At 40.0% G+C, this 6,010-nt stretch carries 3 protein-coding genes; 2 read left to right on the top strand and 1 reads right to left on the bottom strand.

The window, feature by feature from the left end:
- Positions 1–132 precede the first annotated feature (132 nt).
- Positions 133–1,017, bottom strand: a complete 885-nt coding sequence (locus tag ACOVQ4_RS01850; RefSeq protein WP_421818963.1) for an AraC family transcriptional regulator — start codon at positions 1,015–1,017, stop codon at positions 133–135.
- Positions 1,018–1,629: 612 nt separating this feature from the next.
- Here ACOVQ4_RS01850 and ACOVQ4_RS01845 point away from each other — a divergent pair.
- Positions 1,630–4,416 (top strand): DUF1553 domain-containing protein, encoded by a 2,787-nt coding sequence (locus ACOVQ4_RS01845; RefSeq protein ID WP_421818962.1) that lies wholly within the window; start codon positions 1,630–1,632, stop codon positions 4,414–4,416.
- 73 nt (positions 4,417–4,489) lie between these two features.
- Positions 4,490–5,971, top strand: coding sequence for a DUF1501 domain-containing protein (locus ACOVQ4_RS01840; RefSeq protein ID WP_421818961.1), 1,482 nt, complete (start codon positions 4,490–4,492; stop codon positions 5,969–5,971).
- Positions 5,972–6,010 lie beyond the last annotated feature (39 nt).

Below are 6,010 nucleotides of genomic sequence, written 5' to 3'. Positions count from 1 at the left end.
ACCTGAAAGCTTTTGGTAACAGGCACAAAGTGTAAAATAGTTTTTTATGAAATTATAAAGACCTTTTGCCTAATGCCTACGGCTTATAGCCTAGAGTAGCGGCAACCCTATCTCGTACTTTGACATTGGCACCTATTGTTTATCTACTTTCCTAAAATCTCTGGGAGATATACCCATAACTGTTGTAAAAACTCGACTAAAATGATAGGGGTCACTATAGCCTATCTGATAGGCGATTTCTTTGATGCGAAGCCTGCTATATTCCAACAATCGACAAGCTTGTTGGATTTTAAGAACGGTAAAAAATTGGATAGGCGAACTTTGCACTTTCTGACGAAAAACTGCTGAGAAATGTGAAGTAGACATCCCCGCCACCTCAGCAAGTTGCTCTAAGGTCAACATTTCTGTCAGATGTTCTCTCATGTAATTAATAACCTTGGCAATGGAATCTGGCGTGTCAATTGTTTGTGAGTTTGTACTAAAAATCGAAGCTTTGAAGGTTGTTAAAAAATAAGCAAATCGGGTGTTGGCATAAATCATATTATCATCGTTGAATGACATTTCGATATGTGTCATAATATCTTCGAAAATAGCAATCCTCTCGTTGTTTGGAGCTAGGAATACGGGTATCACTGAACCAGAATAATCCAGTAAAAAATTCCAATAATCAGATGCTTTTTTTCCTGAAAAATGTACCCAATAGATTGTCCAAGGATTATCACTATTTGCTCCGTATTTATGTGGTACATGGGCAGGAAGGATAAAAAAACAATCTGGCTTTACGTCATATCTCGACCCGTTGATTTCGTAGTATCCTTCTCCCTGCACACAATAAATCAGGATATACTGAGGGCAACCAGATTTTCGCTCTCTCGTATGAAAACTTGCTTTGGGATAATAACCAATATCTGTAATGTGTAAGGCTTCTAACAAAGGATGCTTTGATATGCGTGTTAATAGGTCGCTGGGTACCACATAAGATTGTTGTCCGACAAACCCTTCTTTTTTCTCTATCATAATGATTCAATCATAATATTATCTATCTTTTTCATCAAAATAGTCATGTAAAACTAAGCATGCAAGTTCTATTTTTGTATAAATCTAGTCGAGATAATCAAATAATATCTTCCCAAAACACAAAAAAGTAAAGTATTATAAGCTTTTGAATATCTACTAGTTTTGATAAGCTTTACTAAATCATATAGGTACAAATCTTACAAATAACGATAATACATTAAAAATAAAGCCATTAATCGTTACAATTTAATTCTAAATCATTTTTACCAATACCTTCATGATTATGATAATAGTATGCCTTGGAAAAAATCTTATTTATAACAAAGCTATTCAGTGATTTATCCATCTTTAGCCAAACCTCTAAGTTTTTTCTATCACCAAATTCATCTTTATAATCTCTTAATCACCATACTTACAGACAGCTTTTAAAAAAATTCTTTTCTACTTAGCGTATAAAAAAATCATGATTCATTACAATTAAGAGAAATACAACATTACGTTGCTGCCTGTGTTCTCTAACTCTAGCCATCTACAGCTATTCTGAGCCTTTAAACCAAGTTATTACTCACGCCCTTATTCCATAAATTAACTCATTACGGCATTATAACTCTTATGAATACCAATAAATTACTCTTCATTAGTAGCATCATTTTAATTGGAGGATACTCTGTATATTCTTTTTGGGGAGCAAACAACAAGGTTGATTACAGTACAGAAGTAAAACCGATTTTAAATAAACACTGTATTTCATGTCATGGTGGCGTAAAAAAGCAGGGAGGCTTTAGTCTTTTATTTCGAGAAGAAGCCCTAGGAAAGACTGAATCTGGCAAACCAGCCATTATTCCGGGTGATGCCAAACATTCTGAGTTTATTATTCGTCTGACGCATAAAGACCCAGAGGAAAGAATGCCATTGAAGAAAGAACCTCTGAAAAAAGAAGAGATAGAGATTTTGACTAAATGGGTAAATCAAGGAGCGAATTGGGGCGAACACTGGGCTTTTGTCAAACCCGAAATGCCTAAAGTTCCCAATAAAAGCTTTTTTGCAGGCATATTTAGCTGGTTTTCTACAAAATGGGAGAAAAACGACATCGATTATTTTGTCAAAAACAAACTAGACGAAGAAGGCTTATCTCCTTCGAAACAAGCCGAAAAATCTATTCTACTCCGCAGAGTATGCTTAGACTTGACGGGCTTACCTCCTACCGACAAGCAGATGCAGGATTTCTTGAATGATAATTCAGATAATGCTTACGAAAAAGTCGTTGATTCTTTACTAGCTTCTCCTCAATACGGCGAGCGTTGGGCTGGTATGTGGCTAGACATGGCAAGATATTCGGATACTAAGGGTTATGAAAAAGACGAAGCTCGCAATATCTGGCAATATCGTGACTATGTTATCAAGGCCTTTAATAGGGATATTCCTTATAATCAATTTATCAAGGAACAACTAGCTGGCGATTTATTAAAAAATCCTTCCGAAGAACAATACATCGCTACGGCCTTTCATCGCAATACCGTTAACAATGACGAAGGTGGTACTGATGATGAAGAATTTAGAAACGCCTCTATGGTCGACCGTGTAAATACGACTTGGGAGATGCTTCAGGGAACAACGATGGCTTGTGTACAATGTCACTCGCATCCTTATGACCCAATTCGACATGAGGACTATTACAAATCAATGGCATTTTTTTATAATACTCGCGACGAAGATATTCCTGATGATTCGCCATACCTCCGCCAATTTACCCAACCAGAAGATAAAGCAAAGCTTGAGCAGTTGAAAAGCTGGTTGAAAAGTAATTTTGGCACCGCCAAAGAGCAGGAGATATCCCACTACTTGACTTTTTTAGAGCCCAAAATTCATCCACATGCAGGAGACCAATTTATCAATGGCGCCCTAGCAGATAACAAGTATTTGGGCGTTCGCAATGGCGGTTCTGTTCGCTTCAAAGCCCTTCCTGTAGAAGGCAAGCGACAACTTTTAGTCGCTTATGGCAACAAAACTGGCAGTCCTACTTTTATGGAAATACGCCTTGGGTCTCTGACAGGAAAACTCCTGACGACTATCAAGCTAGATACCACCCAAAAAGGTGGCTGGACCAACTCATGGGATTATCAGTTATATGATTTGCCTGCCATGAATGGTCGTCAGGATTGGTATCTTGTATTTAAAAATACCAAAGTAAAACCTGACCAAAGTACCTGCGTCATTGGAAGTTTTACCTTATTACCTGAGTTTCCAGGAAAAGATAGAGCTGATTTTAGTCAAAGAAAAAAAGATTTCTTAGCACTCATCAGTGCCAGCACCGAAAATACCCCTGTGATGCTGGACTCTCCAAAAGAGTTTACTCGTCAAACTCACGTTTGGGAGCGTGGCAATTGGTTGGCCAAAACGCAGGTGGTAGAGCCCGATGTACCTTCGATATTTGGTGGATTACCTAAAAATGCCCCTAAAAATCGTCTTGGCCTAGCTATGTGGTTGGGAAGTCAAGACAATCCGTTAACAGCCAGAGTGGCGGTAAATCGCTTTTGGGAGCAAATTTTTGGCATAGGTTTGGTCGAAACTTTGGAAGATTTTGGTACGCAAGGATTTACGCCTACGCATCCAGCTTTGTTGGACTATCTAGCCGTAAAATTCATGACCGAATACCAATGGAAACCCAAGCAACTCTTGAAAGAAATGGTCATGTCGGCCACATACCAACAAGATTCTAAAGCCAACCCAGATTTATTAGAAAAAGACCCTATGAACAGATTCTTGGCACGTGGACCAAGAGTACGTTTGTCAGCTGAGCAAATCCGAGATCAAGCCTTACTGGTGAGCGGCTTGTTAAGTCCTAAAATGTATGGAAAAAGCGTAATGCCGTATCAGCCCGATGGAATTTGGAATACGCCATATAGCAGTATGGCTTGGAAAACAAGTGAAAAAGACGATCAGTATCGAAGAGCCTTATACACCTATTGGCGACGCTCAACGCCCTATCCTTCGATGATTACTTTTGACGGCGCTAATCGTGATATTTGCTTGGCAAGAAGAATCCGAACCAATACGCCTTTACAGGCACTCGTTACGCTCAATGACCCTGTGTATTTGGAATGTGCCAAACATCTAGCCCAAAAAATGGATCATATTCAAGGCTCGTTTGACACTCAAATTAGCAATACTTACCAATTTACGATTGGTAAACCTATTTCTGAGAAAAAACTAGCGGTGTTTAAACGACTCTATACCAATTCATTGCAAGCATATCGGCAGAATAAAAGCGAAGCCGAAAAGCTTCTCAATATTTGTCCTGATGATAATATAAAACCTAAAAACATTCCAGACTTAGCCGCTAAAACCCTTGTAGCTAGCACTTTGCTGAATCTGGATGAGTTTATTATGAAAGAATAAATTGATTGTGGATTTGTGATTTCGGAGTTTGGATTTTATTAAACCTAAAAGCTTTTGTTCATTGAATAAACGTATGAAAAACTTACAGCAAGAACTTCTTTTTGAAAAGCTTCGCTACGAAACCCGTCGGCATTTTCTCAAGCAATGCACTACGGGCTTGGGGATGATGGCTATGGGTTCTTTACTCCAAAGTTGTGGCGGTACTCCACAGAATACAGTAGCGAGTGCGGCTAATCCTCTTGCACCCAAAATGCCTCATTTTGCAGGTAAAGCCAAATCTGTCATTTACTTACACATGGCAGGTGCGCCTTCGCAGCTGGAGTTATTTGATTACAAACCCGATTTGATGAAATTGGATGGAAAAGACTGTCCAGCATCTTTTCTTGAAGGCAAAAAGTTTGCCTTTATCCGTGGTGTTCCGCAAATGATGGGACCACAGGCTCAATTCCAACAAGTAGGTCAAAGTGGCGCATGGGTTTCGGATAAAATGCCTCATTTACAATCAGTGGCAGATGATATTTCGTTTATCAAGGCCATGTACACCGACCAGTTTAACCATGCTCCTGCACAGTTGTTACTTCATACAGGTTCGGCTCGCTTGGGGCGTCCGAGTACGGGTACGTGGGCAACGTATGGTTTGGGCTCCGAAAATCAGAATTTACCGGGATATATGGTGCTTACTTCTGGTGGAAAAAACCCAGATGGCGGCAAGGCCTTATGGGGTAGCGGATTTTTACCTTCGGTGTACCAAGGCGTACAGTGTCGTAATCAGGGTGAGCCAGTTTTGTACATTTCCGACCCAGCAGGAATGAGTCGTGATTTACGCAAAAGTACCATCGATGCCATTACCGAAATTAATAAAGAATCTTACGAAGAGTTTCATGACCCTGAAACCTTAGCACGTATTTCGCAATACGAAATGGCCTTCAGGATGCAGACTACTGTACCAGAAGTAATGGATATTACCAAAGAACCAGCCTATATCCACGAAATGTACGGCACACAATTAGGCAAAGAATCCTTTGCCAACAACTGCTTGTTAGCCAGAAAATTAGTAGAACAAGGTGTGCGTTTTGTACAACTTTTTGATTGGGGATGGGACTCCCACGGCGGAGGTTCGGAAGATACTGACGTGGCAAATGGTTTGACCAAAAAATGTTCGACCGTTGACAAAGCCATTACAGCTTTAATCCAAGACTTAAAACAAAGAGGTTTACTAGATGAAACACTCATCGTTTGGGGGGCAGAATTTGGGAGAACCCCAATGGCCGAAAACCGTGAAGGTAAAGCGGCGGCCTTCAAAGGAAGAGACCACCATACCGAAGCGTTCACCGTTTGGATGGCAGGCGGAGGCATCAAGGGCGGCTATTCACACGGCGAAACAGATCCTGTGGGCTATGTCGGCATCAAAGACCGTACTTCTGTTTTTGATTTGCAAGCAACCATCATGCACTGTTTAGGCTTTAACCATGAAGAATTTACGTATCCATTTCAAGGTAGAAACTTTAGATTAACCGATACTAGTGGAAAAGTTATCCGTTCAGTTTTGTCTTAATGATGCCTTAGGCTATGAGCTATAGGTATTAGACAAATC

The sequence above is a fragment of the Flectobacillus sp. genome, assembly GCF_049240685.1.
Taxonomy (GTDB): Bacteria; Bacteroidota; Bacteroidia; order Cytophagales; family Spirosomataceae; genus Flectobacillus.
Note: the sequence above shows the minus strand (reverse complement) of the source record. Positions and strands in the feature narration are given on the sequence as shown.